Source organism: Arthrobacter sp. Hiyo1, from assembly GCF_001263615.2.
In the GTDB taxonomy this organism is placed as follows: Bacteria; Actinomycetota; Actinomycetes; order Actinomycetales; family Micrococcaceae; genus Arthrobacter.
Map to the genome: position 1 here is coordinate 221,434 of NZ_DF952468.1, position 1,760 is coordinate 223,193.

Annotated in this window: 2 protein-coding genes and 1 pseudogene; all 3 read right to left on the minus strand. The window is 65.5% G+C overall.

Features of this window, described 5'->3' with window-relative positions:
- Positions 1 to 187: 187 nt before the first annotated feature.
- A complete protein-coding gene (locus AHiyo1_RS28125; protein WP_172465494.1) occupies positions 188 to 625 on the minus strand; it encodes a WbqC family protein in 438 nt (145 codons plus the stop codon).
- Positions 532 to 1,143: pseudogene (locus AHiyo1_RS28130) on the minus strand (WbqC family protein); the annotation flags it as partial. The pseudogene AHiyo1_RS28130 and the gene AHiyo1_RS28125, both read right to left, overlap by 94 nt.
- A 312-nt stretch (positions 1,144 to 1,455) precedes the next feature.
- Positions 1,456 to 1,760: PIG-L deacetylase family protein (locus AHiyo1_RS25340; protein WP_216363118.1), on the minus strand; the 305-nt coding region annotated here is incomplete at its 5' end.

The window sequence follows — 1,760 nt, forward strand, 5'->3', positions numbered from 1 at the left end:
CAGGAGCCCGGGCCCGAACCAGGACACTGCCGCGAGGACGACACCGAGCAGGATCAGGACGGTCAGGCCGTGACCGCGTGGCCGTACCGGTCCGGGGAGGTCCGTCCCGTGTCCGTGGCCGGGTCCCGGGGCAGGCTGTCCCGTCGGGCGGGTTGCCTGGTCTGGTTCCGGGCCGTTCCTTGGAGGCTCATGGTGCCGGTTGCGGGCTGGGGCGCAGTTCGCTGCGGCTGCAGGAGTCCAGCAATTCCCGTGCCATGGTCCCGGTGTGGAAGAGCAGGTCGGCGGCGGCAAGGTTCGGGGTGAACGGTCCGGGGCCCTGCGGATATGCGGGGTGGTCGAAGAGCTGGTGGTAGACGGGGATGCCCGCCTCCTCGAACCCTGTCCAGTCGATGACGTGGGTGGTGGTGGTGCTGGTGAGATGGCCGTCGCCTCCGGCGTTTCGGACCAGATCCAGCAGCCGTTCTTCCCTCGTGCCGCCGTGCTCGAGCCTGGTGGCTCTGACGATCCTGACACCGGAGCGAGGTAACGGCAGAACTGCTCGAGCAGATCCAGGTTGTGCTCCACCAGGAACTGGTGTTGGCGGCCGTACACGGCGTGGATAAGGGGGAACACCTCCCCGAAACAGGGGGCCTGGTGGTAGTTGGCTTCCAGGAAGTCAAGATGTCTCCGGCGCCAGCCGTTTTCAGCGACACGGACATTGTTCAGGATCTGCCGAGTGCCGGTGCTGAGCACCGGCACCGTGAGCCATTCCGGGTTTCCGGCCCGGGACTTGAGCAGCTGGCGGGCGTGGAATTCCTGCCGGGTGAACTGGACGCTGTCGTACGCGACGTACACGTCGCTCGCCAGCACCTTGGCCAGGAGTTTGAGCAGGGCATGAAATTGCTGGTGGACCGAGACAATCACCATCAGAACACCACCCGGTGGGCGACAAAGCCTCGGCCGCCTCGGCGGACACTTCCCGGCCCCGCAGCCTGCACTGCAGCTCCAGGCCCTCGGGGCTTCCATGGAAGAGCGGGCCCCTGATCTGGGAGGCATGGGCGCGCAGGGCATCGAGTTTGACGGCCAGGAAATCGCTGACGTCGATGTAGAAGGTGGGGTGGAACCGTTCGGTCTCCGGGGCCCAGAACAGGCTGGTGTTGTCATAGCCGAGGACCAGGGGGATGAAGTGGCGTTCGGTGCGCAGCCCGGGCCGCGCGGCGGTCATGCAGGCACGGAACAGTGCCTCGTGGTCCTGGTTGTAACTCATCGAGGGAATGAGCAGCATCGTCGGGTGGATGTTCTCCACCGACAGCCGGGAATCCCGCTCGATCAACCTGACCAGATCCCTGCGGGGAACGGTATCCAGGGCCAGGTGCATCGATTCCCCGGTGTACATCACCTCCCAGTCATCGACTTTCAACAGTTCCATCACGGTGGCGAATTCCTGCAGCCGTGTCTGCGCGCTGACCCGGTGCATCATCTCCCCCGGCCGGCAGAACCGTAGTGGTCAACGCCGCCCAGGGACCCCAACAGAACGAAGACCTCGCCCCCCAGGGACTTGATCCTCGCGATCGTTCCGGCGCAGCCGTAGGTTTCGTCATCGGCATGCGGTGCGATGACCAGCACCCGCTGCCCGGATAAAAACACATCCCCCCACAAACCTTCCACTCCGGACCCTCCTCGGAAACTCTCACGGCCGTGCCAGCCCGTGGCCGATGCCCCAGCATAGAAGCCGGCCGATGTGTTCCGCACGAGTGCCACCACCTGAATCCAGGCACCCG